This window comes from Nocardia vulneris (genome assembly GCF_001613425.1).
Lineage (GTDB): Bacteria > Actinomycetota > Actinomycetes > Mycobacteriales > Mycobacteriaceae > Nocardia > Nocardia vulneris.
Window position 1 is genome coordinate 182,333 of sequence record NZ_BDCI01000022.1, and the last position, 22,828, is coordinate 205,160.

At 64.1% G+C, this 22,828-nt stretch carries 22 protein-coding genes and 1 tRNA gene; 10 read left to right on the plus strand and 13 right to left on the minus strand.

Translation table 11 applies throughout. The annotated features are described in order from the left end of the window. Window positions 1–185 precede the first annotated feature (185 nt). Both NVU01S_RS24070 and NVU01S_RS43550 read right to left on the minus strand, forming a co-directional pair. Complete coding sequence (locus NVU01S_RS24070; protein WP_043676391.1) at window positions 186–1,304, minus strand: Fic family protein; 1,119 nt, start codon at window positions 1,302–1,304, stop codon at window positions 186–188. Window positions 1,305–1,467: 163 nt separating this feature from the next. Continuing rightward, entirely contained in the window at window positions 1,468–1,710 is a 243-nt protein-coding gene (locus NVU01S_RS43550; protein WP_156522232.1) for a hypothetical protein, read from the minus strand. A 116-nt stretch (window positions 1,711–1,826) separates the two neighbouring features. On the opposite strand from NVU01S_RS43550, the gene NVU01S_RS24075 reads away from it, so the two are divergent. After that, window positions 1,827–2,186 carry a Uma2 family endonuclease gene (locus NVU01S_RS24075; protein WP_052280975.1) on the plus strand — a complete coding sequence of 120 codons (360 nt, stop codon included), beginning with the start codon at window positions 1,827–1,829 and terminating at the stop codon, window positions 2,184–2,186. A 215-nt stretch (window positions 2,187–2,401) separates the two neighbouring features. After that, window positions 2,402–2,707, plus strand: coding sequence for a hypothetical protein (locus tag NVU01S_RS44285; protein ID WP_167829421.1), 306 nt, complete (start codon window positions 2,402–2,404; stop codon window positions 2,705–2,707). A gap of 1,267 nt (window positions 2,708–3,974) precedes the next feature. On the opposite strand, the gene NVU01S_RS24085 is transcribed toward NVU01S_RS44285, so the two are convergent. Further along, window positions 3,975–4,457 (minus strand): hypothetical protein, encoded by a 483-nt coding sequence (locus NVU01S_RS24085; RefSeq protein ID WP_043676397.1) that lies wholly within the window; start codon window positions 4,455–4,457, stop codon window positions 3,975–3,977. Window positions 4,458–4,522: 65 nt separating this feature from the next. Further along, window positions 4,523–7,555 carry an AAA domain-containing protein gene (locus tag NVU01S_RS24090; protein ID WP_082032234.1) on the minus strand — a complete coding sequence of 1,011 codons (3,033 nt, stop codon included), beginning with the start codon at window positions 7,553–7,555 and terminating at the stop codon, window positions 4,523–4,525. 2,335 nt (window positions 7,556–9,890) lie between these two features. Between NVU01S_RS24090 and NVU01S_RS43560 the strand changes: the two genes are divergently transcribed. Beyond that, a complete protein-coding gene (locus NVU01S_RS43560) occupies window positions 9,891–10,214 on the plus strand; it encodes a hypothetical protein (protein ID WP_156161764.1) in 324 nt (107 codons plus the stop codon). Window positions 10,215–10,343: 129 nt separating this feature from the next. On the opposite strand, the gene NVU01S_RS24095 is transcribed toward NVU01S_RS43560, so the two are convergent. From NVU01S_RS24095 to NVU01S_RS44630, 3 genes are all read right to left on the minus strand, one after another. Continuing rightward, window positions 10,344–11,084 carry a hypothetical protein gene (locus NVU01S_RS24095; protein ID WP_043676461.1) on the minus strand — a complete coding sequence of 247 codons (741 nt, stop codon included), beginning with the start codon at window positions 11,082–11,084 and terminating at the stop codon, window positions 10,344–10,346. Window positions 11,085–11,714: 630 nt separating this feature from the next. Beyond that, on the minus strand, window positions 11,715–12,236 hold the full coding sequence (locus NVU01S_RS44625; protein WP_209444834.1) for a hypothetical protein: 522 nt from the start codon (window positions 12,234–12,236) through the stop codon (window positions 11,715–11,717). Then, window positions 12,221–12,925 carry a helix-turn-helix domain-containing protein gene (locus NVU01S_RS44630; RefSeq protein ID WP_280140799.1) on the minus strand — a complete coding sequence of 235 codons (705 nt, stop codon included), beginning with the start codon at window positions 12,923–12,925 and terminating at the stop codon, window positions 12,221–12,223. Before NVU01S_RS44630 ends, NVU01S_RS44625 begins: the two co-directional genes overlap by 16 nt. Window positions 12,926–13,086: 161 nt before the next feature. Here NVU01S_RS44630 and NVU01S_RS43565 point away from each other — a divergent pair, with 161 nt between their 5' ends. The 3 genes from NVU01S_RS43565 (at window position 13,087) to NVU01S_RS24110 (ending at window position 14,925) form a co-directional block, all read left to right on the plus strand. Next, on the plus strand, window positions 13,087–13,263 hold the full coding sequence (locus NVU01S_RS43565; RefSeq protein ID WP_156161765.1) for a hypothetical protein: 177 nt from the start codon (window positions 13,087–13,089) through the stop codon (window positions 13,261–13,263). Window positions 13,264–13,265: 2 nt separating this feature from the next. After that, window positions 13,266–13,589 carry a hypothetical protein gene (locus NVU01S_RS24105; RefSeq protein ID WP_043676402.1) on the plus strand — a complete coding sequence of 108 codons (324 nt, stop codon included), beginning with the start codon at window positions 13,266–13,268 and terminating at the stop codon, window positions 13,587–13,589. Window positions 13,590–14,022: 433 nt separating this feature from the next. Further along, complete coding sequence (locus NVU01S_RS24110; RefSeq protein ID WP_209444836.1) at window positions 14,023–14,925, plus strand: recombinase zinc beta ribbon domain-containing protein; 903 nt, start codon at window positions 14,023–14,025, stop codon at window positions 14,923–14,925. A gap of 1 nt (window position 14,926) precedes the next feature. Here NVU01S_RS24110 and NVU01S_RS24115 read toward each other — a convergent pair. The 5 genes from NVU01S_RS24115 to NVU01S_RS24135 all read right to left on the minus strand — a co-directional run bounded on the left by NVU01S_RS24115 (window position 14,927) and on the right by NVU01S_RS24135 (window position 19,632). After that, window positions 14,927–14,999, minus strand: a tRNA-Ala gene (locus tag NVU01S_RS24115). Between the two features lie 133 nt (window positions 15,000–15,132). Then, window positions 15,133–16,323: a divisome protein SepX/GlpR gene (gene sepX, locus NVU01S_RS24120; protein ID WP_175068914.1), complete on the minus strand. Its 1,191-nt coding sequence runs from the start codon at window positions 16,321–16,323 to the stop codon at window positions 15,133–15,135. 277 nt (window positions 16,324–16,600) lie between these two features. Further along, a complete protein-coding gene (locus NVU01S_RS24125; RefSeq protein ID WP_043676463.1) occupies window positions 16,601–17,251 on the minus strand; it encodes a GNAT family N-acetyltransferase in 651 nt (216 codons plus the stop codon). A 12-nt stretch (window positions 17,252–17,263) separates the two neighbouring features. After that, a complete protein-coding gene (glp, locus tag NVU01S_RS24130) occupies window positions 17,264–18,523 on the minus strand; it encodes a molybdotransferase-like divisome protein Glp (RefSeq protein WP_014988287.1) in 1,260 nt (419 codons plus the stop codon). A 152-nt stretch (window positions 18,524–18,675) separates the two neighbouring features. Further along, window positions 18,676–19,632, minus strand: coding sequence for a UTP--glucose-1-phosphate uridylyltransferase (locus tag NVU01S_RS24135; protein WP_043676407.1), 957 nt, complete (start codon window positions 19,630–19,632; stop codon window positions 18,676–18,678). A gap of 80 nt (window positions 19,633–19,712) precedes the next feature. On the opposite strand from NVU01S_RS24135, the gene NVU01S_RS24140 reads away from it, so the two are divergent. From NVU01S_RS24140 to mscL, 4 genes are all read left to right on the plus strand, one after another. Beyond that, on the plus strand, window positions 19,713–20,309 hold the full coding sequence (locus tag NVU01S_RS24140) for a 5-formyltetrahydrofolate cyclo-ligase (RefSeq protein WP_043676465.1): 597 nt from the start codon (window positions 19,713–19,715) through the stop codon (window positions 20,307–20,309). A gap of 68 nt (window positions 20,310–20,377) precedes the next feature. Beyond that, window positions 20,378–20,689 carry an FmdB family zinc ribbon protein gene (locus tag NVU01S_RS24145; protein WP_043676468.1) on the plus strand — a complete coding sequence of 104 codons (312 nt, stop codon included), beginning with the start codon at window positions 20,378–20,380 and terminating at the stop codon, window positions 20,687–20,689. Between the two features lie 88 nt (window positions 20,690–20,777). Next, on the plus strand, window positions 20,778–21,428 hold the full coding sequence (locus NVU01S_RS24150; protein WP_043676408.1) for an SAF domain-containing protein: 651 nt from the start codon (window positions 20,778–20,780) through the stop codon (window positions 21,426–21,428). A 217-nt stretch (window positions 21,429–21,645) separates the two neighbouring features. Further along, the gene (gene mscL, locus NVU01S_RS24155) at window positions 21,646–22,050 is read left to right on the plus strand and encodes a large conductance mechanosensitive channel protein MscL (protein WP_042257692.1); all 405 of its coding nucleotides are present in this window, start codon (window positions 21,646–21,648) and stop codon (window positions 22,048–22,050) included. A 79-nt stretch (window positions 22,051–22,129) separates the two neighbouring features. Here mscL and NVU01S_RS24160 read toward each other — a convergent pair whose 3' ends face one another. Next, a complete protein-coding gene (locus NVU01S_RS24160) occupies window positions 22,130–22,780 on the minus strand; it encodes an MspA family porin (RefSeq protein ID WP_043676411.1) in 651 nt (216 codons plus the stop codon). Window positions 22,781–22,828 lie beyond the last annotated feature (48 nt).

Sequence of the window (22,828 nt, forward strand, 5' to 3'; positions counted from 1 at the left end):
CTGAGCGATGCGGCTCGCTCACCGAAGGTGAGTTCACGAAGAGTTCGCCGGGGTATGTCCGGGCGTCGATCCGCCGTCACCAGGCAAGTCCGTGGCGAACCGGTGCAAGGTTCACTTATCCAGGTCGCCGGACAAGGGCGGGGCTGCCTGCGCTACGCGACGAACAAGAACACGGCGCTCACCACTCAGGGCTGAACAACCTCGTATGAGGTGCTTCGCCCGCCGGAGTCCGACCGTCGTAGTACGCCGAGCTCGACCAGCTCATTGATGTCCCGAAGCGCCGAGTCTTGCGAGCACTTCGTGATGATCGACCATTTGCGGGTGGTGAGTTTGCCCTGGAAGCCATCCATGAGACGGTTTAGCATCGCGATCTGGCGGGCGTTCATGGGGGCCTGCCGCCAGGTGCGCCAGAACCGGGTCTTCGTTAGAACCGTGTCGACGGCCTCGTCAGCGTGCGCAATCGAGCGTTGCAATGCGGCAAGGAACCACAGGAGCCATTCGGTGACATCGAGTGTGCCCTTCTGTGTTCGTTCCAGAATTGTGTAGTAGGCGTTGCGATCACGCTGTATTTGCGCCGAAAGGCTGTAGAAGCGAAGAGAACTGCGATCGGCACGCGCCAACCACAGGTCGCCGAGCGCGCGCGCAATGCGTCCGTTGCCGTCATCGAAGGGGTGCACGGTCACAAACCACAGATGCGCTAGACCAGCTTTCACGATCGGTGACTCGGTCGCGTCACGATTGAACCAGTCCAGGAACCGCCGCATCTCGGTGTCCAGTCGCGTAGCCGGCGGCGCTTCGAAATGCACGCGCTGTCTGCCATAGCTTCCGGAAACGACCTCCATCGGACCGGTGGCGTCGGTACGCCACCCACCGACGCGAACGCGTGAGATACCGGAATGCCCAGTAGGAAAAAGTCCAGCATGCCAGCCGAAGAGCCGCTCAGGGGTCACTGCCTGGTCATGATGCACGGTCGCGTCGAGCACCATTTGAACCACGCCGTCGACGTTCCGGTCGGTCGGAGCGGCTGCGCCGATGTCCACACCCAGGTGGCGTGCGATGGACGAACGCACCGATGCGGCGTTCAGCAGTTCGCCTTCGATTTCACTGGTTTTGACCACATCCTCAGTGAGTGTCGCAAGACCGGCCTGCTCCCGCACCGCCTGTTCGGTGTCCGCGAGCCGACCGAGCAGGTGGCCCTGCCGTTGCGCAACCTCAGCCAGAGGTCCAGTCAGCCGTTCAGCGTCGTACCGCAAGTCAGGCCAGTCCGGGTCCTCCCAGATGTAGGTGCGGTTCCCGTAGGCCATACGGCGATTGTACTCCTATTCACCGCATAATATGCGGCGAATAGGAGGGCAATCGCCGCACGCTGAGGCCCAGATGAGGTGTCTTCCATACCAGCGAGCGTCTATCGATTCGATCGGACGTCGCGGCAGGTCACAGACGTCGCCGGGGATCGGGTGCGCCGCGCTACTCTCCGGCACCGTGCGTCTCACACGCACCGCTACGACCCGTAGCCTTACGGGTGGGTGGGTTGCCTTCCGCTTTAACCGCTCTAGGAAGATGCCGGCTGTGGATGCCCGCAGCGAACAGCGGCTCACGGCTGAGGAGTTCCTGGCTGCGGACCCCGGAGACCTCGCCGCGCGGTTCGGCGGGCCATTCGAGCTGGTGGATGGTCTCGTAGTGCGCTGCCAGGCGCAGAGTCGAGCTCACGACCGAGTGATCCACAGATTCCGCCGGGCGCTCGAGGACGCGCATACGCCGAACGATCCGTGCCTCGATACCGAGTCGGACACTCCTGTTCGTTTCCCGACGCGGACAGCGCAAGCGTGGAGCGGCGAGCGAACTTCCGGTTCCCCGACCTCATGGTCATCGACTATGGCCGCTGGGATGCGACGACGGTGCTGCCGCATATCCGCATGGTGGTGGAAGTGGTCTCTCCCGACAGCATCAGCGATGATACCGAATACAAGCGGAAACTTTACGCCCGCACAGGGATTCCCATGTATCTCGTCGTTCATTTCGCTGATGACTGGGAAACCGTCGAGCGTATCGACGAGTTCCGTCTCGACTGGTCAAACAAACGGTACGCGCTGCACCGTGAGCATTCGGACGAACTCGTCCTGGAGGAACCGATCAAGATGGAGTTGTCGTTCACCGACCTCGATGGTGTGCCCCGCGAGAAGTAATCGCGCTGCTCGAGGACCCGAGCGGCGGATCTCGACCAGTAAAGTCGCGATGACACGCAAGGGCCCGCTGCTGGCGGCGACAGATGACATAGTGCCCGTTGACGGACACCGAGACAGCACGTCCACGGCAGGGGCTCGTGGTTGGGCTTCGACCCGGTGCGAATTCCGAATGCCATTACGCGGTCTCGACGATCCGAATCGCGGAACATGTGGACGTGGACATGGACATGGACATGGACATGGACATGGACGTGGACATGGACATGGACGTGGACATGGACATGGACATGGAAGCTTCTATCAAGTGGACTCTTGATTGGATCAAGGAACACGGCTACAACCCGTTCGTCGATGACGCCATGGAGTTGATCCATATGGTTCGCCTTGGCACAGCGAGCGTGGCCGAGTTACATACGCGAGCCCGTGAGCTCACGATCGAATGCGAGCTTCGGTGCGTCGTATACGAGCTTACGGACGAGGCAGACGCATTGATAGAGAATGCATTCGACGACTCAGAATAGCCTCCTTGATCTGGGCAGCCCGCTCGGGATCCGCGGACATGCTCGCTTTGGCCTTCATTACGTAATGGCCCGTCCCTGCTGGCCCTGGTCGAGGACTGGAAGGGACCTGAGTGACATAGCAGGGCGCAAATGGCATTCCGCGGAGGAGATCGTGCGGAAGCTGCGCCGCGCCGATGAGCTGATCGCGGCGGGCAAGACCGGAGAGGATCGTAAACCTGAAAGCCTAGGGCGCGGCCCTTGTTGAAGCGCGTGGGGAGAGTGGTCGCGGACGGGCTTTTAGATGGGTCGACTCCCAGGAGGCGTACCGTGGCGTGGCACCAGGTCTGGCGCACGGGCGGGCTGCAAGTTAGGCGACTTGGATCGCAGACGACTCAAGCCGTCGCGCGAGATCCGTTGCTCGCGGACTGCGCAGAAACCAAAAAGCCCGGCCGAGGCCGGGCTTTCGGGTGGACCTGACGGACCAGCATACGAACCGGGCGGTGCTGGTCGACGGGCCGGACATCCCGATCCGCGCGGTTGGCACCCGGCCGCGCTCGGTTGGCGGTCTACGATGATCGCGGCCGCGCGACATGCCCGACCGCAACGAATCCGCTGCGGATCAAACCGCCCACTCAACGACAACGCTCCCGCGAAGCGGCTTCTCCGAAGTCGGCAACGCGAGCATGACTGTAGCGACAGATCGCGCACACATTCCGCGGCAGATCGCGCAGAGAACATGCTCACTCAGCCGTGCATGAAGTTCTGACAACCTGCTGACTGGTTCGGCTTGCGTCATGGCGCTTCGGAGCGTTCGGAATGTGCTGCTTCGCAGTACATCCCGTTATGCCGACAACCGGGCACGATGACAAGAGACTGCTCTACAGCCTAATTGTTCTCACCGGACCGGGTTGCCACCACCAAGAACGCCCTGTCGGTGGAGAACTCGACCTGCGCGGTCAGAAATCGTCTCCAGAGGCCATATTTCGACGTGAAGGTGGATTTGTGACCGATCAGGCCAACCGCCAGAGGTCGCCGCTCATCGGACCGTCGAGGCAATCTCCGCCACCTGCCTGGCACTGCTGCCGCCGACCCACTCTGTCACTGGTTGGAAAAGAGCTTCGGAACTGGAAGGAGAGGCGGTAGACGACATTCCCGACGAAGGCGTACCGGGCAGAATTGTCACGGCTCATTCCTTCTGTATTGAGATCCGGTGCACTCGATCAGCACGGCCTCGCAGGTTTCGGACCAGCAGCATTGGCCGCACATTCAACTGGCTCTAACCGCGCGTTCACATTCTGCGAGCGTTGTTGCGCGCAGCGTTCAACTGCTGCATCAGGGTGGCGCTTCCGGTAGGACGGTCTGGATGTAGGAATTTCGTCAGGGTTTTGAACGCCGCCTCGGCGGGCTCCGCACCGACAGTGGTGAACAGCAGCTCCGCCCAGTTGCCCGACGCAGCTGTGTGGCGGTCACGATCTGCGGCCGCTCGAAGGCGTTCTACTTCATCTCGTAGTTCCACTACTTCTTCGTGCAGACGCTTAGCTGCGGATTCCATCGCCTCGAATTTCCGCTTCCAATGGTCGGCGCTGTGATGATTTGTGCTTTCAGCCTTTTCCTCGCGAGGCTGGTTGAGCACGGTGACCGTCGCGCCGAGGCTTTCGAATGCGGCGCGAAGACGCGTGATGTCATCGGCATCGAAACGCCATTCGACGCTGGCCGAGATCCACCGGCGTTTGTCTGCTGGAACAATCGACTTGAACGCTTCGAGCAGCAAGGGATCCTTGTGGCTGAAGGTTAGCGCCCAGTACGGGATCCGCGAGGTGAGGGTAACTGCCGCTCTCAACGATCGTCACCCGCTTGCGGCAGCCAGCGGCTCAGCTGATCGAGCGGGATATCGGCAGCGACATGCCAGAGCTTCAGCGTGGGGTTCCAATGCGCTTTCACAGCGCGCTTTGCCTCGTCCTTCTCCTCGCGCGGGACGTTCAAATATCGACGGCCGTCCCGAACGTCACCCACTTTGATCTCGCCGTTTGTGGCTCCGCCTGTGGCCGTTCGACCGTAAGGTGGCCGGGCGGGACGTTCCATCTTGGCTTGGTCCACGATCCGCTTGACGCGCTCGCACGAGGTCGGGTCGGTGATGCGCATCATGAGGTCGGTGGGTCCGATGTTGGCGAGCAGGTTCAATGACCCGTGCCAGAGCACGGAATCGTCGACAATCATGACCTTTTCGTGCATCCGCTCACGGTAGTTGATTTGACATCCGCCGGTCCGGAGCTTTTCGACCAGTGCGACTTCTCTGGAATCGGGTTCGGGCGGCCGGGTGTGGACAACAACGCGAATTCCTCGGGAAATGGGATCCGACAGGGTCCTCAACCACCGCGCCACCGGACCTCGGTTCAGGAAGGCACAGTAGATGTCGATGCTTCGGCGGGCCTCGGCAATATCCCATTCCACGGCGCGGTGCACTTCGTCGGCAGGGAAGAACGCTGGCCGGGCCAACTGCTCCTGGTCCATGGCAGCCAAGTCGGAAGCGGCGCGTATCGGAATCAGCTCATCGATGGACAAGCGCTGGGCGTGCTGTTCGAGATGATCGAGCATCCGAATGACAGGGCCCTGCCTCAACTTCGCGCGCAGGAAGGCCACGTTCGCGACGACCGCCAATTGGTCTTGTGCCCGGCTCAATGCCACGTTGAGCAGTCGGCATGTTGACGAGTCGAGATTCACACCCTCGTAGAAATTGCCCAGCTTTTCACCGGCACCGGCGACTGTATCGATCACCACCAAGGGGCGCTGGCTGCCTTGAAACCGGTGCACTGTGTCCACCCGCGCGTCATAGCTCTCGCCGAAACGATATTTCAAACTTGCTGCGAGGGTTCGCTTCTGGTTGTTGTACGGGACGATGACCGCTAGAAGGTCGGTCGGTCGGTGGCCGTCGGCTGAGTCGGTCGCCTTCCGTGCGGGCAGCACTGTGTCGTACTGAAGGCCGCGGATGAATTCGTGGATCGCCGCCTCATGCACCGGATTGCTGAGGTGCGCCTGATTCCCGCCGCTTTCGATGGTTCGGTGCGACGTATCAATCAGGACCAGCGGTAGCTCCAGCAGTGGAGACGCCGCCAGGCTGCTGACATTCGAGCGCCCAGTGGACAAGGGCGCGTCCTCATATGCGACCCTGTTGACGACCGCGCAGATCGCGGGTCGCATTCGATACTGCTCGTTGAGGGCGATCATCCGAGGATCGTCGATACGAACGGATCCGTGAGTAGTCACCAGGCCCGCGGCCCGGAATGTGTCCCGGTCCATCCAGATTCGAGAGTGTTCTCGGTCCTCGGCGGGGGCATTCCGGTTCGATGACCCACGGGTGACGGCCGGTAGTTGCCGGAAATCGCCCGCCACGACGACACGTTTCCGGGCCAGACCGGCGGCCAGCCAGGCCGACGGCAGATCGACCATGCCAGCCTCATCGATGACCACGACATCGATCGAGTCCATCAACGTCCGGGACTGGACCGCCTTGGCGACTGTCGTTCCCATGACACGGCACTGACTCCTGACGTAATCGGCAAGCTTTTGGCGCTGCTCCTGGAGTTGTCCGTGATGCTCTCGTATGCGGTCGCGCAGGGGGCGTAACTGGTCGGCGGGACTTTTGCCGATCAGCGCCGCGCTCGCTCGCTCGAGGCGGCCGGCGACGGCCGCAGAGTCAGCGAGGAGGCCAGGTTTCGGCGCCTTGGCCGCTGCTCGCTGCTGACGGACGCCCTCGGCATCTTGTTCCACCCTGAACTTTCGTCTGCGGAGGTCGTCGAGCTTGACTTGTTTGCGCTGCGCGAAAAGCCCTGAGGGCGAGCCGATTTCGTCGATCTGCTGACGCAGTTGGGCAACCGATTTGGTGGCGGCTTCGAGTTCGGTATCGAAAGCGACGACCTGACGATTGATTTCGCTCAGTTGAGCACCGATTCGCGACAGCTCCGCGGACAACTCTGAGGCTTCGTCGCACTGGCGAATATCGGATTCCACCGCGTGCAGTTGGGCCTTCGCCTGCACGATCTGCTCGTCGAGGTTGCTCGCGGCCCGGTCTGCGATCCGCTCCGCAACGATGCGATCTCCGTAGCGGCGGTCCAGTGCGGGAGCAGCGATGGCACCCTTCCGCTGGACAAGACCGTCTTCGAATTGTTCTTCACCGCAGAGCAAGTCACAAATGCGCTCCAAAGCCTGATCAACGGCGATATGGGTCGGTGCGACGAACAGGGTGCGCAATCCCTGTCGATAGCAGCCTTCCACTATTGAGGCGACAACATCGGTCTTCCCTGTGCCGGGCGGCCCCCAGATGAAGGTAACCTCGCTGGCGAGCGCATGCTCGATAGCACTGCGCTGGCGGGCGTTCAACTGCCGTCCGTGGTAGCCGTTGACGAAACGGCCAGGGTCTGTACACAACGCGATCTGTGGACGCCCGAGACCGAACAGCCATCCAGCGCTCGAGGTAGAGAAGGAACCGTTGTTTTCCGCAGCATGTCGCAGGCGCTCCATGAGAACCTCGTGCCCAGTTGTCTCATCCGGGATGATGGTTGCAGTGGGAACCTTCTGTCCCAGAGGGGCATCGGTCGTGACCCGGATGTGGCGGCCATCCGGCGCGCGGGACACGGTGGCCCGCGTCCACTTGCCGGATCGACCCGCCCGGATCAGCAGGTTGCCAGCGGACAGGGCATCATTCCACTTGGCAGCGGAGAATACATATTCGTCCGGGCCGACTCGACTGCCATCCCGCAACGTAACCTTCTCCGCAGACGACGAACCATCGTCAAGAATCGCCGCGATCTCGACCTTGGTCGCGCGGAGCAACTCCTCAGCTGGAAAGGGCAGCGCCCCCGTACCCGTCATCGATTCCTCTCCTGTCGACGCTGGTCGTCAAGGCCTACACTTGGACGCCCCGTCCGGATGTTACACGCGCACGATCGAGCAATCGCTTCCAATTAGGTTGCAGCGCTGAGGAACTGAGGGGGTTTCCCATTCTGAGGACAGTAATGTGGGGACTCTGCCGCAAACCTCCCCTTCTCCCGATCGCGATGATACCAACACGGCAATGCGCCAATGTCTTTTGGACATCATTGGCCGGTCGCGATGCCCAGATACGCCCAGATGGGTACTGCTGCCGGTAACAGGATAGAGACACGGTGCGGTTCTTCCTCGAAAACGACACCAGCACAGCGACCCTCGGCACCCTTACCGCCAAACTCGCCGACTACCAAGACTTCCCCACCGACCGCCTCGGAATCTGCTCTTCTCCGTGCAGTCGCCCCAACGCGAGACCGGGTTACAGACCGCGATGGCCAGTGCGCTAGCCGGCACCGATCCTGGCATGTCGTCGCACCACCTCCCGCGACTTCACTGACCGCCATGACCCGGCAGCGGCAGTCCCGGGGACCGTGTACGCCGCACAACGGCGGCACCGTCACCAAACGGCTCCGGCTCGCCGAGCTTCCCGAACGCGGGCCGAGAGTCACACGCAGCCCCAACGCCAGCCAGCCCTTCAACGAGGCCGCTTTCGACCGCGCCGACCCGCAGGGCCGCAACCTTTTCGTCACGACCAACCACGTCACGGAGGTGATCGAGTCGGGAAGCGTGATGCCCTGGACTCGGTGGGTGATTGTTCGAATCTCCGTTCGGCAACACCGCGATGTGAGCTGTCGTCGATCATGTCGTCAACTGGACAAGTAAGACATCCGAGGACGACAAAAGCCAGGTTCGAAACGTACTCGGACCTGGCCTTTGTTTGAGTGGACCTGACGGACCAGCCGCGCGGTGCTGGTAGACAGGCCGGACATCATGATCCGCGCCGTAAAACCCGGCAACCGGTTGGTGGTGATGCTCGATGAACGGCACGACAAGACGAAAGATCCGCAGATCCTTCCGTGCTCGCCCACCAGACCAACTCCTGTCACCCTTGCTCCCTGGACCAGCCCCTGTCTACCAACGGGTTACGAAACGAACTTGTCGGAATGCCGCTTTGTTGAAGGCTTGTCGGTGGGCCATGCCATATTTGGAGCTCTCAACGATCCCTGTGGAGTTGTACATGCCTGTGGTGAGCGCAGAAGAAGCTGAAGCCGAGATGCGGGAGGCGGGGTTCATACCGATGGATCCCTACCCCGGACGCACTTCAGCGTCATGGCGGTGTCGTTGCGAGAAGTGTGAGAGCGAGGTCAAACCCCGGTTGTCGAATATTCGCAAAGGCGGTGGATGTCGAGAATGTAGCTATGCGGCGAGGGCTGAGGCACGACGTATCCCGAAAGAGCAGGCAAAATCGATAATGCTGAAGGCAGGTTTCGAACCGCTGGTTCCTTATCCCGGCGCACAGGAGCCGTGGCCTTCAATCTGCACGACTTGCGGCTGTAAGCCGTCGCCCAGACTTGCTGATGTACGCAAAGGCAGCGGTTGTAAGTACTGCGGCCGCGTTGCCCAAATTGACAATGCCACGGCAGTAGCGCAGATGAGGCGTGCTGGCCTTGAGCCACTTGAACCTTATGAAAGTTCTCACAGACCTTGGCGGTGTCGGTGTATGACCTGCGGGAACGAGGTGACTCCTACCCGGGTTGCGGCTAACGAGGGAGGTGGTTGTAGATACTGCGCTGGGAATGCTCCGATTGATCCAGAATTTGCTGCCGCAGCAATGCGCGAAGCAGGATTTGAGCCATTGGAGCAGTATCAAGGAACAAATACGCCCTGGCGGTGTCGCTGCTTAAGATGCGATAACGTTGTCACTCCTACTCGTAAATCGGTACTCAGAGGGCGCGGCTGCGTCTACTGCGGTGGGAAGATGAAGGTTGATGACGCGGTTGCCGTCGCTCGTATGAGAGAAGCCAACCTGGAGCCACTTGAGCCGTATCCCGGTAGCGACAAACGATGGCGGTGTCGGTGTATGGCCTGCGGGAACGACGTTACCGCCTGGAGGCATCAGATCCTGCGGGGGCGGGGAGGCTGTATCCACTGCTCAGGAAAAGCCAAATTAGACCGTGATTTTGCGGTTGAGATTATGCGTAACGCGGGTCTTGAGCCGCTTGAGTCATATCCCAATAGGTATACCCCTTGGCTTTGCATGTGCCTGAAGTGTGAACATACAGTGTCCCCCAGACTCGATGGCATTCTCAGCGGCCAGGGTGGCTGTCGTTATTGTGCACCTATCGGATTCGACTACGCGTCAACGGCCTTGCTATACCTAGTGACGCATGAAGGCTGGGGCGCGCACAAGATTGGAATAACGAGCACAAACTCCAGTTCCGACCGCCTTTCTGTGCATAGAAAGTACGGATGGAAGTTGTATCGATCTAGATTATTTAATCTGGGGGCAGATGCCTACGCGGTAGAACAGGCGGTTATTAAACGCATAAGGGGAGAATTTGATCTCGCCCAGTACTTATCTGCCGAGGAAATGCCGCAAGGTGGCGCTACCGAAACGGTGAACTCAAACGAGATATCACTACCTGAGGTGTGGCGGCTTGTTGGGGATGAGATTGCAAAAATGGAAATGGCACCAAAATTCTGAGGTAATGAGTAATTTCTTTGCTGCTGTTATTTCAGCCAACAAACCGAAGAGGTAAACGCTCACTTTCACCGACCTGCGGTGTTATTCCTTGACGCGCTGCTGATCCTGACTCCTGCCCATCGCATACTGTTACGGAGTCGGCATGGAACGCAACTCCTCGTGATAGTCCCGGACAAGGCCAATCACTCGCCACCACTCATCGACCAATGCAGTGGCGGAGCTGTTTGCCCAATCGGCACATCCAGCCGACAGGCACATATTCGGATACCACGGAGAGACGGGCTCTCGAAAGATCGCATTGAGGGGGAAAAGCCCGTCGAGCTTCCGTTCGAGGACGTGCTCGTCGTCGTCCATCTGCCATTCGGGCTTGAAGTGGACGAGCGCATTCCGGAGGTCGATCAGCTTCGACGCAGCTTGATATGGATTAGCGCCCTTGGCCAGCGGTGGCTTCCGACTGGCAGTCAACGCAACCTGGTATTTCTCGAGTATCCCAGCTCGCTCCAATCGAGCTGGCGGCATCCAAAGCTCACGAATCAGCAATGCGGCGTCCTCAGCAATGCCGACGCATCTCGAATTGAGTGCACCCGGCTTGGACTCGGCGATATCTTGGAGTACCTCGTTTACCGATGCCTCCATGAAGGCAACCGCAAGGAGGACCGCATTCGTCACTACGGCACCCAGTTCGATACTAGGTCTGTGCGTGCCAGCAAGGTCGGCTTCGATCTCTCGGCTTTCGCGCGCCGCACGGCGTGCCGCCCACAAGAGTTGAGTCGCACGATAATTTCGGACGCCTACACGCGCGGTCAGCGTCGCAGTCACGGTCGCATGCGCTGCGGCGGCGGGAACGGTCACGTCCTTGCGCTCTTCCATCTCAGGAGTGTGCAACATGAACCGGGGGAAACAGAAGCTTGTTGACGGCCCACACCCCGTACACCCGCTGTTGCGGCTACGAGAGGGAACGACGGATCTTGCTGGCCTACCAAACCCCGATCAGCCAGCCGCTCGAAGGGAGTGCCCCGGCACAACCCAGGTGGGGCAGTCACCACCATGCGAGCGCGGGCGGGCGGGGCTCTCTCTGACAACCGGCACTGTCTCTTTTCGGGGTGTTTATCGGCGTGGATTTCGGGGTGTTTATCGGGGTGGCGATCAAGACACCACGCCCCAATGACCATATAGACGCAGCTCAACACCATCTTTTCTGTCACCGAGCAGCCCAGGGTCTACCCCCTTTGGTAGCAATCACACATGTGGTGCAGGGCGGGGACCGCAGGTGCCGGAAGCGCCATTAGCGGCAACGCCCTGCTCTCTCGTGAATTCAGTCCGCAGGCTGTTGCACACGGATAGTCGAGAAGCGCCCTGAACCGGCCGCGTAGGCACAACCCGCCCGACTGACATCCGTTGTGACTGAACGTAACAGCGACACACTGCACGAGCGAAAGCACGCTCCGTAGCGACAACCTCCGACGGCGCGGCTCGGAAGTTACGGGAGCGTTCGCCGTGTCAAACTTCCAGTCCGAGTACCGATGCGAGGCGTTCGGCGTCGGTGCGGACCGTCGCGCCGCCGCCCTCGACGAGGTCGGGCACCGCGGAGCGCGCGAAGAGGGAGAACCCGAAGGTGTCCGGCGATTCCCGGTTCGCTTTCGACAGCAGGGTGACGGTGGCGAGTGGTTCGTCGTGCATGTGGTGTGCGCGTGCGGTTTCGGCGGTGTGGAAGCTGCGGCGGGTGGCTGAGGGCATCTTGTCCAGGTCGACTTTCGCGGCTTGTTGGATGGCGTAGCCGCTGTGCATGAGGTCGGCCTGGATGGTGATCATGTAGGCGTCGACCATGGCACGACCGAAGATCAGCCACGGGTGCACGTAGTCCTCGCCCAAAGCTCGCGCGGCCCGGTCGGCCTCGTCCCAATGGCGCAGGGAATCACCCTCGCGACCGATCTTGGCGTAGGACAGCGCCATTGCCAGGTGTAGCAGTCCCCACAGGGCGAGGTCCGGACCTGCCTTGTCGGGGCTCAGCAGCGCGCACATCTGGTTCGCGAGTTCGACGCGTGCTTCGTGTTCTTCGCCTGCGTCGCGGTAGACGTGGTTGACGTACCAGGCGGCAGCGGCCATCGCGTGCGGGTCGTCGGCGTCTGGGCGGCGGTCATGGCGCGGTCCCCGGACATCAGCACCAGCGCCGCGGGTGGTTGGAACGACAGATACAGCTGAGTGAGGTGGTAGACCTGCGCCAGCAGTGCCTGCACGCGGCGGCGGTCCTTACCGTCGTGCTGTCGGACCGCAACACGCGTATCGCACAACAGATTCGGCAGCAAGGTCGCCACAGCCGAGCGCTGGTGGGCCGCACCGTGCCACAGCACCCATGCCTGCTGAACACGCGCGGCAAGCGCCTCGGGTGATAGGTCGGCGTCGTCGGTGCTGGGCGTGATCGGATAGGAGGCGAGCGCCTCGGTGACCTTGGGTAGGGCGGGGTGGGTGGCCTTCGCGTAGACCGAGCGGGCCAGTGGTTGCTCGCCTGTCAGTTGGGTTAGATCGTTGAGGTCGAGGATCTCGGCCAGGCGGATGAGCATGGGCAGACGTGGCAGTTTCAGGCGGCCGGTCTCTAGGGATTTGACCCAGCTACCCGACCGGCCGGCGAGTTCGCCGAGCATGGGGCGCGTCATGCCTGCTTGCCGACGCAGGCGCATCAATCGGGCACCGAATTCGTTGTCTTGCACCATGACGCCATCTCCGCATGGACCGCAACGGCATAGGGGGACAATTTGTACCCCTGGTCAATTGGGGCACATGTCACGGTCGTGGGGCACCCGCCGCCGGACCAGTGATTCCCTGGTGCCGGGTGCACTCCAGAACCGTTCCAGGGAGCAGGAGCACACCCGACATGACGATCATCCTCGTCGCCACACTGATTTCGCTACTACTGTTCGTCACCGCGCTGCTCGGCCGTGTCGCTGACAGCCCACGGCATACGAGCCCGAGGCTCACCGTTGCCGACATCCAGGCCAGACTTGCCGCCGAGTCGCCACGCACCTACGTCCCGATCAGCCGGGGGTGGTGACCATGGGCCTGCTGCCCTCCGCCGTGGGTTTCCTGCGTAGCGATGTCTCGGGCCTGAACCAGCCACGAGACGAGCTGCGAATCCACGCCGCTGCCAGGAGAACTGGCTACGACCTCAGGAAAACGATCGTATTCAGCGAACACACGCAAGATCGGGTACACCGGCTGCGTGTGGCCATCGCACGCTTGGCCGTCAACGCCGTAATCGTGCCCAGCACTGAGCATTTCGACGACCACAAGATCCCCGAGGAACTGCTTGAGATCGCTACCGTGATCACCGCGTCACCCGGCAACACCTGGGTCCGAATCCCTCGCGTCACGAGCTAGGCACCGCGATGTCTCTCGAAGGCGTGACAGCACCCTTGAACGGGGACAGACCTGCCGGGTGGCTGCAATATCACGACGGGTCCTGGGCACCCGTCGGCCCCGATGGCAGGGTCGGCCCCGTGATCCACTTCCGACGACCTGCTCGCGGCCGCTCACGAAGATCTAGCCGCGCTCGAGGAAGCCGGACTGATTGTGGAGTTCATCGACGTCGAGCCGCTCGCGGTCATCGATTTCGAGTACCAGAATCCGCGTGGAGGCGCGGGAAGTAACCAACTCTCCTTGGACCACGGGCCAACGGACCACGCTCAGCGACGGGACCGAGATGGTCCGCCAAGGCCTTCGGTATCGGCTGAATAGGCGGCGGATATAGCGAAAAGTATCCCGACGATTGCCGTTTGGATTGGCGGGCACCCATGGACTGGCAGAGACACCCGTGTTTTTCGACATTGCGGGACAGAGTTTCTTCGCGCACCATGCCCGGGGCATCGCCGATGTCCGGGACTACGGCGATCGGGCGCTTTTCTCGCATCGCAATGCGCGCCCGTTCGGCGTCATATCTTCGACCACGCCCAGTCAGTCCTCGACGCGCGTGGGGAATCCCACGCCCACCGCGCCGCCAACTCCTCGGACTACCTGCTCACCGGACGCTTACGCTGCCCGCGCTGCCGGGCGCGCCATGATCGGCACCCGCGCCACCGGACGCTCCCGCACCTACCGCTACTACACCTGCTTCGACCGCGCCCGCTACGACGCAGATAAGTGCGATTTCACCCGCCTCGACGCCGACTCCGTCGACGCGGCGGTTCTCGAAGCACTGGGCAAGTTCTATCGCACCCGCCACGACCTGATCAGCCAAGCCATTCACGCTCAGCAGCGACATCACCACGACACCAGCAGCGATACCCGCGCCGAACTGGCCACCATCACCACCGAACTCGCCAAAGCCCAGCAAGCTACCGACCGCTACCTGAACGCCTTCGAAAACGGCACCCTCGCCCCTGAACTCCTCGCCGGACGGCTCAGCGAATTGCGCACCAAGACAACCCAGCTCGCCACCCGCCGCGACCAACTCACCGACACATTGGCCAACGAACCCACAGCCCCGGAACCCGCCACGCTGGACGGCATCGCCGACCACATAACGGAAATAATCGCCACCGGCACCCGCACCCAAGCCAAGGCACTGATCGAGGCCCTCGTCGCCCAGGTTGCCATTACCGGTCCCGATTGCTTGGTTCCCACCTTCCGCATCCCCCAACCCGGAAACGACATTGGGGTTGGTACCGCTTCTGCGGTACCAACCCCAATGGAATCGGTTCGTGCAATGACACGATGAGTGGAGCTAAGGGGAATCGAACCCCTGACCTTCTCGATGCGAACGAGACGCGCTACCAACTGCGCTATAGCCCCGTGCGGCTCCGGGGAACCGCGCTGTGCAACTGTAGCAAAGGATGCTGCGAGACTCCGAATCGGGGGGTTTAGCTGGGGTTATGGGGAGTTACGTGGGGTGTGGTTCGCTCGCCTTCGGCGTCGCAGGTCGCGATCACTCCCCTGCGGCCCGGCGCATGTCCCCGCTCGTCCGGTCCCGGAGCGCTCGTGCCGTCGCCGGGTCGAAGGGGTCGAGGTGGTCGAACATGGGGTCCTCGTCGTCTACCTCTAGTAGGGACGAGCGCCGGCGGAGGGCTCGGGCGGTGTCACGGTCCATGCTGCCGCGGGGGGTGGGGGCGTGGTGAGGGTGGTCGGGTTCGCCTAGTTGCTGGGCGCGACTGAGGCGGGCGGCGCGGCGGCGGCGGATGTCCTCTTCGATGCGGACTTGGCGGCGTAGGTAGGTGAGGTAGCCGACGAGGACCATGCAGGACAGGCCGCAGCCCCACCAGAAGAGGGGGTTGAGCGCTACGGCGAGGCCGCCGCAGAGCAGGGCGGTGAGGACGAGGCCGAGGACGGCGCGCTGCCGGAAGGTGTAGCGGGCGGCGCGGGCGATGGCGTCGGCTTCGGGGTCGTAGCCGCCGCGGCCGCGGCGGGTGGGGACGTAGTCGAAGTCGTCGTCGTAGTCGTCGCGGGCGGCGTCGTAATCATCGAGTTCGACGCGGGCGGGCACGGTGGAACGCGCGGGCGGGATCCGGGCGGCCGCCGGTTCGGGGCGGGTTTGCTCCGCCTGGTCGTCGTGCACGTCGTCATCATCGGCCGCGTCGCCGGGGTGTGCGTCGACTTCGGCTGCGACAGTGTCGGATTCGAGATCGTCGGCGGGGAAATCGGCGGAGTCGGAGTCGGAGTCCGCGTCCGCGCGCTCGGCATCGTCGGTGTCGGCGAGTTCGGCGTCGGCGAGTTCGGCGTCGGCGAGTTCGGCGTCGGCGAGTTCGGCGTCGGCGAGTTCGGCGTCGGCGAGTTCGGCGTCGGCGCGCTCGGGTTCGGGGTGGGATGCCGCTGATTCGGCGATCGCGGGCGGGTCACCTTCGGTGACGGGGTCGTCGGCCGGTGTTGTCATCCGGTCCTCCGCATCATCGCTGTGGGCATACTTTCTCTGTGTGCGGCGGGGCCGCCAGTTGGGATCGGTTTCGTGCCCGGCGGCCGGGCCACTCTTGGTGCGCCGCTTGGAATCTCCGCGGTGCAGCACTCGGGTGGCGAGCGCGGCGTCGGTGGTCCGGCGGATCCGCGGGTGCCGGTCGGCGAGGATCGGGAACAGGACGAAGACCCAGAGCACGACCAGCCCGATCCACAGAATCGAGTTCGGCATCGCGGTCAGCACCTCCGTCCCCGCCTGGATTCGGTCCATTCGGCCGGCGAGCGGTGCGCAGCACGCCCCGCGTACGTCCGGCCTCCGTCCGTCGCTACCGCACGGGCGCCGGTCGCCTCGCAGGCTCCCTGCCGGGGGCGCAAGACGCACCTCCGACGTCCGTAGGTTAATTCCGTGACACGTCGACATCCGGCAGGCGCGCCGTGCACATCCGCCACACCTGTCACAAAGTAACCATTTCTGCCGCGCGTCGAATGCTCCGGGAGTGTCCGGATAGTCAGAGCGGAGTAGCCCGGCCCTCCCGAATCAAACGGTCCACGACGGTGCCGGTCAGCTCCTCGACGGTGATCCCGACCAGCAGATGATCGCGCCAGGCGCCGTCCACATCGAGGTAGCGGCGCAACAGGCCTTCCTCACGGAAGCCGACATTGCGCAGCACGGCCTGGCTGGCCAGGTTCTCCGGGCGCACGGTGGCCTCGACTCGGTGCAGGCCGACCTCGCCGAAGCAGTGGTCGAGGCCGAGCGCGAGCGCGGCGGTGGCGACGCCCTTGCCGCCGAGATCCTTCGCGACCCAATAGCCGATCCAGCCTGAACGCAGCGCCCCGCGCACGATATTGCCGACGGTGAGCTGCCCGCTGAAATGGCCGTCGACCTCGATCACCAGCGGGATCATCGCGCCGCGCCGAGCCTCGGCCTTGAGGCTCGACCACAGCGACGGCCAGTTGGACGCGTGGTTGCGCGCCTCCCAGGCACCGCGCCCGGTGGGCTCCCACGGCTCCAGATGTTCCCTGTCCCGCAACCGGATTCGGCTCCAAGCGGCGGCGTCGCGCAGGCGCACCGGGCGCAAACTCACCTGTCCGGCCGGGACCCGGAGCGGACCGAGCCGCGCGGGCCAGCCCGGATGCTGGGTGACCCGGAATACGTTCATCGTCTCCACGTCTCAGCCGCGCTGTGCGAGGAAAGCGACCCTGACCTCGTCGCCGGTGCGGATCTCGGTGTCATCGGGATCGATCACGATCAAGCTGTTGGCCTCGGCCAGGGTGGCGAGCAGGTGCGAGGAGGCGCCGGCGCCGCCGCCGAGTGGTTGCACGAGGTAGTCGCCGGTGGCCTCGTCGCGCATGAGTTGCGCACGCAGGTACCCCTTGCGCCCAGCCATGGAGCTGATCGGGGTGATGGTCCTGGCCATGATGATTCGCCGCATGGGATGCCTGCGCCCCAGCGCGATCCGGATCAGTGGACGCACCATCACCTCGAACACGACCAGCGCGCCGACCGGGTTGGACGGCAGCAGGAAGGTCGGCACCTCGTCGCGGCCGAGCCGGCCGAAACCCTGGACCGAGCCGGGATGCATGGCGACGCGGGCGATTTCGAGTTCGCCGAGCCCCTCCAGCGCCTCCCGGACCTGTTCGGAGGCCCAGCCGCCGACCGCGCCCGCGATGACGACGACCTCGGAGCGCACCAGTTGCCCCTCGACCACGTCGCGTAGCCGCCGCGGGTCCGCGCTGACGATGCCGACCCGGTTCACATCCGCGCCCGCGTCCCGGGCCGCCGCGGCCAGCGCGTAGGAGTTGACGTCGTAGACCTGGCCCGGACCGGGCGTGCGATCGATATCGATGAGTTCGCCGCCGACCGAGATCACCGACAGCCGCGGCCGCGGATGCACGAGCACCTTGTCCTGCCCGACCGCGGCGAGCAGCCCCACCTGCGCCGCACCGATGATGGTGCCCGCGCGCACCGCGACGTCGCCGGGCTGCACGTCGTCGCCGATACGCCGCACGTAATCGCCGGAGCGGACCGGTTCGTAGATCTTGATCTTCGCGCGGCCACCGTCGGTGAAGTCCAACGGCAGCACGGCATCGGCGAGGGTCGGCAGCGGAGCACCGGTGTCGACCCGGACGGTCTGACGCGGCTGTAATCGGATGGGCTGCCGGGATCCGGCGATGACCTCACCGACCACGGGCAGCGTCAGGTCGACGAGATCGCCGTCCTCGTTGCGGATATCCGAGCCCGCGGCGGACACGTCGACGCTGCGCACGGCGTAGCCGTCGATCGCGGCCTGGTCGAAGCCGGGCAGCGGCCGCTCGGTGACGACGTCCTCGGCGCACAGCAGGCCCTGAGCCTCGGAAATCGCGACCCGGACCGGCCGAGGCGCGACCGCCGCGGCGGTCACCTTGATCTGCTGATCCTCAACCGAGCGCATCCAGCCCTTCCTGATCTCTTCGCACGCCACCGATTCCATCGCGCGATATCGCCTCGGCACAACCGATTCGACGCGAGATGGTGAACCATCATTGGTACCCGACGGTCCACTATCGGCGAAACCCGACGCTGACCTCCGTCGGCTGCCGACCGCTACTCGTAGGTCGTCAGCTGCGGATCCCAGTCGGGACCGAGCCGATGTTGCAGCCACTCCCGCAGGGCAGGGCCGTATTCGTCGCGTTCCAAAGCGAAATCGACCGCAGCACGAAGATAGCCGCCCGGGTTCCCCAAATCGTGGCGCGACCCACGGTGCACCACGACATGAACCGGATGTCCCTCGGCGATCAGCAGCGCGATCGCGTCGGTGAGCTGCAATTCACCGCCGGCGCCCGGCTCGATCCGGCGCAATGCGTCGAAGATCGCGCGGTCCAACAGGTATCGGCCCGCCGCGGCGAAAGTGGACGGCGCGTCGGCGAGGGCGGGCTTCTCCACCATGCCCTTGACCCGCAGCACATTCGGATTCACCGCGTCCGGCACGGTCGCGACATCGAAGACGCCGTAGGCGCTGACCTCGTCCTTGGGCACGTCGATCGCGCACAGCACGGTGCCGCCGCGCTTGCGGCGGACCCGGCACATCACGTCGAGCACGCCGGAGGGCAGCACCAAATCGTCCGGCAGCAGCACGGCGATGGCGTCTTCGTCGTCGTCCAGCGCGGCCTCGGCCTGGGCGACCGCGTGACCGAGGCCCAGCGGTTCCTCCTGCACCACCGAGGTGACATCGAGCAGGCCGGGCGCCTTGCGCACCTTCTCCAGCAGCTGGAACTTGCCGCGCTCGGCGAGGGTGCCCTCCAGCACCAGGTCCTCGACGAAGTGCGCGACCACACCGTCTTTGCCCGGTGAGGTGACGATCACCAACCGCTGCGCGCCGGAGCCCGCGGCCTCGGCGGCGACCAGCTCGATGCCGGGGGTGTCGACCACCGGCAACAGCTCTTTGGGCACCGTCTTCGTCGCGGGCAAGAACCGTGTGCCGAGCCCGGCTGCGGGGACCACGGCCGTGCGGAAGCACGATGCCGGCGCGGCATCGCCGGGTTGTCCGGCCTTTGCTGTCATGCGATTACCCTATCCATCCGTCACAGCCTCTGACTCGCTGTCGAGCCGACCGGTATTCCGGCCAGCCTATGGTGATCGCCATGGAGATGCCCGGCGAGCGCGAGAAACATGCATGGCGCACCGAAATTCTTGCGAGACGTACGGCACTGTCGCCCGACGAGCACGCGGCCGAAGCCCACGCCCTCGCCGCCGCGGTCACCGGCCTCGACCTGGACGGCTGGGTGTGCGCGTACGTGCCCGTACGTGGTGAACCGGGGTCGCTCGAACTGCTCGACGCGATGCGGACGGCCGGCGCGCGCGTACTGCTCCCGGTGACCGGCCCGCCCGGACCACTGGACTGGGCCGAGTACCTGGGCCGGGAAAGCTTGCGGCGCGCCAGGTTCGGCCTGCTCGAACCCACCGGCGCGGCGCTGACCAGCGCGGCGGTCGGCTGGGCCGAGCTGATCCTGGTGCCCGCGCTCGCGGTGGACCGGCGCGGCGTGCGGCTCGGGCGCGGGGCTGGCTATTACGACCGAACGCTGGCCGCCGCGCGGGACGACGCCCGGCTGGTCGCGGTGGTCCGCGACGACGAGGTGGTGCCCAGGCTGCCCGAGGAGCCGCACGATCTGCGGATGGGCTGGGCGCTCACGCCGCGCGGCGGGCTGCAACGGCTCGGCGAAGATCACGCGGCGGAATGAACAGCGGATTGGCAACGTTGGCACTGTCGGCTGTAGAGTGCCAGATGACGAAACTCGCGGAGGATGCTGTGCCAACTTACTCGTATGCGTGCACCCAGTGTGATAACCGCTTCGACATCGTTCAGTCCTTTTCCGACGAGTCGCTGACGGTCTGCCCGGAGTGCTCCGGAAAGCTGCGCAAGCTGTTCAACTCGGTCGGCATCGTGTTCAAGGGCAGCGGCTTCTACCGCACCGACAGCCGCGGCGGCGCGTCCACCGCGAGCGAGCCCGCGAAATCCGACAACGGCAAGTCCGACAACGGTTCGAGCTCCTCGACGTCCTCGGATGCCAGCTCGTCCAACGGCAGCAGCAGCACGGCGAGCACCGCCGTGGCCAGCTGATCTGCGAGTTATCCACAGGCTCTTCGTTTATCCACAGCAGCCCCTTTCCTGCGCCGATCGAGGGTGGCCGCGATCATAAGATCCGACCATGACTCGCCCCTTCGCCGATCTCGGTCGCGAACACTTCGCGACGTGGCAGCGACCACCCTGGGCCGACAGCCTGCTGGTACGGCGGCTGCTGGCCGCCGGACTGGTCGTAGCGGCGGTGCTCCTGTTTCTGCGCGGTGATCCGGGTTCCGAACGCGCGACCGTGGTCGTCGCGGGCCGTGACCTCGCGCCGGGCCGAGTCCTCGAAGCCGATGATCTGCGCACCGCCGAGCGGGAAGCCGCAGCGCTACCCGAGGGCGTCGTCCGTGACCCAGCGACGGTCGTCGGCGCGACGCTGACCGGTGCCGTGCGCGCCGGCGAAGTGTTCACCGATCTCCGGGTGGTCGGGTCGCGGCTGGCCGCCGTCGCGACCGGCGCGCGCGACGCCAGAATCGTGCCCATCCGGCTCGCCGACACCGCGGTCACCGAAATCCTGCGCGCCGGCGATCGGGTCGACGTGATCGGCGGCGAAGAACAGGGCAGCAGGCCCGCCCGCACCCTGGCCACCGATGCCGCGGTGGTCCTGGTGTCCGGTCCCGGGGACGGACGCGGCGTCAAGGAGCGGGTGGTGCTGGTCGCGATGGACGCCGAACATGCCGCGGTGGTCGCGGCCGCGTCCCTGCACACCGCGCTCGCCGTCGTCTTCCACTGAGCAGACGGACAACACCCAGGTCGGCCGAGAAGCGCTCCGAGCGGATCGTTGTTCCGATCGCAGCAGGCGATCCCGGCCGGACGCGCACTGCGGGCGAGACGGCCGCTCGGATGTTGTCCACACATTTGCCATCAAGGTCAACTAGCATCGCCCGTACCGGTAGGTGTCGCCCGGCCAGCTCGACTTGTCAGCTCCACAAGTAGAGGAGACATCGGCAATGCTCAAGGGTTTCAAGGATTTTCTGTTCCGCGGAAATGTCGTGGACCTGGCGGTTGCCGTGGTCATCGGCACCGCGTTCGTCGCGATCGTCACCGCATTCACCAACGGCATCGTCAATCCGATCCTGGCCGTCTTCGGCGGCAGCAACGAATTGGGGCTCGGCTTCCAGTTGGTTGCCGACAAACCCGCGACCTTCGTCCAGGTCGGCCCGATCATCACCGCGGCGATCAACTTCGCGATCATCGCCGCCGTGCTGTACTTCGTGCTGGTTCTGCCCGCCACCCACGTGAAGAAGAAGTTCAGCAAAGAGGCGGTCGAGCTCAGCGACACCGAACTGCTCATCCAGATCCGCGACCTGCTGGCCGAGGGGCAGCGCAGCGCAGGCGGCAAACACGAGTCCTGAAACCTGTTGCCCAGCAACAGCACAAGCCCGTCGCCAGCGCGACGGGCTTGTTTCGACTTGCGCTGGTTGGCCTTTGGTATCAGCCGAGACTGAAAGGCTGCCCCCACAACGTGATCCAGGTGACGAGCTGGTCGGTTTCCACGCTGAGGCTGACGAACGCGCGCGCCTGCGCGGGCCCGCTGCAGCCGTAGAGGGCGATGTTCTCGTTGGTCCAGCTGACCGAACCGCTGCTGCCCTCGAATTGGTTACGCGCCGTGTACACCTCGGTCCCGAGATCGCCCGCCTGCTCCAGGTCGCGCACATAGAACGACTGCACCTGGCCCGGGCCGAGCACCAGCGTGCCATCGGTGACGGCAGCCGTGCGCGGTGCGGCCGCGTCCAGATCCCCGGCGGCACCGCCGCTGACATCGGCCTCACAGCCGACGGTATAGCCCGGGAAGATCGAACCGGCCTTGCCTTCGGGCGGCCCGGACAACTCGACCCGCACCCGGCCGGAGACCGCGGCGTTGCGCGGCAGCGGCAGCAGGCCCATGAACGGTTCGATATCGACCGATTCGCCGGCCAACTCGATCGTCACCACGGTGCCGTCGGCCAGCGTCTTGGACAGCTCACCGCCCGGCAGCGCGACGAAGGTACCGGCATCGGCCGTGCCGGTGGCGCACAGGCCCATCGCGACGGTGACGGCGGCGCCGAGCCCGGCCCGGCGCATCAGATTCTTGCGGTTGATCATCGTGTTTTGTCGACCCCTAGCGGAACGAATTCGCAACTGCGAGTGGAG

Coding starts and splice junctions, on each gene's coding strand:
- NVU01S_RS24070 (WP_043676391.1), bottom strand. CDS start 1,304: ATGGCCTACGGGAACCGCACCTACATCTGGGAGGACCCGGACTGGCCT.
- NVU01S_RS24135 (WP_043676407.1), bottom strand. CDS start 19,632: ATGACAGCAAAGGCCGGACAACCCGGCGATGCCGCGCCGGCATCGTGC.
- NVU01S_RS24095 (WP_043676461.1), bottom strand. CDS start 11,084: ATGGAAGAGCGCAAGGACGTGACCGTTCCCGCCGCCGCAGCGCATGCG.
- sepX (WP_175068914.1), bottom strand. CDS start 16,323: ATGCCGAACTCGATTCTGTGGATCGGGCTGGTCGTGCTCTGGGTCTTC.
- NVU01S_RS24125 (WP_043676463.1), bottom strand. CDS start 17,251: ATGAACGTATTCCGGGTCACCCAGCATCCGGGCTGGCCCGCGCGGCTC.
- NVU01S_RS44625 (WP_209444834.1), bottom strand. CDS start 12,236: ATGTGCGCGCTGCTGAGCCCCGACAAGGCAGGTCCGGACCTCGCCCTG.
- NVU01S_RS24150 (WP_043676408.1), top strand. CDS start 20,778: ATGACTCGCCCCTTCGCCGATCTCGGTCGCGAACACTTCGCGACGTGG.
- NVU01S_RS24105 (WP_043676402.1), top strand. CDS start 13,266: ATGGGCCTGCTGCCCTCCGCCGTGGGTTTCCTGCGTAGCGATGTCTCG.
- NVU01S_RS24090 (WP_082032234.1), bottom strand. CDS start 7,555: ATGACGGGTACGGGGGCGCTGCCCTTTCCAGCTGAGGAGTTGCTCCGC.
- NVU01S_RS44630 (WP_280140799.1), bottom strand. CDS start 12,925: ATGGTGCAAGACAACGAATTCGGTGCCCGATTGATGCGCCTGCGTCGG.
- NVU01S_RS24160 (WP_043676411.1), bottom strand. CDS start 22,780: ATGATCAACCGCAAGAATCTGATGCGCCGGGCCGGGCTCGGCGCCGCC.
- NVU01S_RS24140 (WP_043676465.1), top strand. CDS start 19,713: ATGGAGATGCCCGGCGAGCGCGAGAAACATGCATGGCGCACCGAAATT.
- glp (WP_014988287.1), bottom strand. CDS start 18,523: ATGCGCTCGGTTGAGGATCAGCAGATCAAGGTGACCGCCGCGGCGGTC.
- mscL (WP_042257692.1), top strand. CDS start 21,646: ATGCTCAAGGGTTTCAAGGATTTTCTGTTCCGCGGAAATGTCGTGGAC.
- NVU01S_RS43565 (WP_156161765.1), top strand. CDS start 13,087: ATGACGATCATCCTCGTCGCCACACTGATTTCGCTACTACTGTTCGTC.